We start from the raw sequence: 1,384 nt of genomic DNA on the forward strand, positions 1-1,384 counted from the left end.
TGCTAAAAAGATCAGTTCAGCTTTTTCGTAATGTAAGTGCGATTGCAACTGCCAACTTGCTCGTACTCGCGCGACGAGTTTGAGAGTCCCTCCGGCCAGAACAGAAAATAACCGAAACGCTCATACCGCCATACTGGGCGCCGATTGCGTGGTGTTCGCATCATCTCCGATTGCTAGGAGCGGGAAAGCAGATGCGCACGAGTGATCGTGCAGCGCATGGTTGGCTAAATGCTCCCAATACTCAGCTTCGGCGAGCAGTTTCCAACTTCTATCGGGGTGATGCGCGGCAGTCTGACGGCACAGCGATGCCATCGCGCGCAGGCGACTCACAGTATCCACCTACTCCTCCCATTCATTTTTTGTTTTTTGCACCCTATTTTCTATTTTTGCGTCGGAGTCATTATAGTTATAGCTCTGAACCAATTTTACTTTCCGAATCTCGATCGGCTTTCGCTGCGGTTTCAAATCGCGCGTCAATCACAATGGGCGCAATCCATTGCGTTTTTTCGGGCTCAATGTCGAAGCGCGCGGCTAAAGTGGTCGTTGAGCATGCCGTATTTGCACTGCAATGGTCCGCCATGGCCGTAATTCTACGGAGATTGCGCACCCCCAGTGTTTGGCTTCTACTTCCGATTGTTTTTATGACGATTAGCTTTTTGAGCGAGAGGTCATGAGCGTCAAAGCCATGATGGCAACTATTCTACGAAGCCAGATGACATCGCGCGGCATACACTCCCTGTCGCGATCTGACTACGAGGAGATAGTAGAGGAGTTGGTCGAACAGCTCAGAGAGCTGGAGCTTAGCTTGGCCGCTCGCGAGTTGGCAGACAAGCAGAAGCCGAAGTAGCTTCATATTGGCTGACACCGCACACGTGCTTGGTCTTCCACGGCGACTCAATATTTCGATTGTCCGACATGAAACACACCGCTGCCCGCCCCTTAGCTGATCGGAAGTCGCCGCTGGAAAGCTTGTCGAGATCGCCAGCGGCATTAAACCCGTACAGGACGGACGGATCGTCATTGAGCTGATCAATGTGCCTTTCCTTAAACAGGGCGGCACGGGTCAACAGTTCAGCGCCGCAGTCGCGTTGGCGCAGGAGCGCGGCTGGCTGGAGCTGCATGAGAGTGGCACGTATGTGCGGCTACCGGGGCAAACAGAAGCATTGGGTTAAGTCAAGTACTGAATTCAGCAATTGAGCAGTGATTTGGTCTGCGTTTAAGCCGGTCTTGTCGTGCTGTACCGCCCATCAACCCCGAAAGCGAACCTCCCAGCAATCGGCGATCTGGAGCGTGTTCACGCGCTTAGTTCGGGCGCTCCAGATGTCCGCTCATCGTTCAACAGCGGCACAAACAGCAGACATGATCGAAGGTCGCCTATGGGCCA

General features: G+C 53.4%; 1 protein-coding gene. It reads right to left on the reverse strand.

Going from position 1 to position 1,384, the window contains the following annotated elements:
* Positions 1-800 precede the first annotated feature (800 nt).
* Positions 801-1,121 (reverse strand): hypothetical protein, encoded by a 321-nt coding sequence (locus I6F16_RS38370; protein ID WP_346656633.1) that lies wholly within the window; start codon positions 1,119-1,121, stop codon positions 801-803.
* Between the last annotated feature and the right edge of the window lie 263 nt (positions 1,122-1,384).

Source organism: Bradyrhizobium sp. IC4060 (assembly GCF_020193715.1).
GTDB lineage: Bacteria > Pseudomonadota > Alphaproteobacteria > Rhizobiales > Xanthobacteraceae > Bradyrhizobium > Bradyrhizobium yuanmingense.

Excerpts from the sequence above, each read along its gene's own strand:
- I6F16_RS38370 (WP_346656633.1), bottom strand. The coding sequence starts at position 1,121 with ATGCAGCTCCAGCCAGCCGCGCTCCTGCGCCAACGCGACTGCGGCGCT.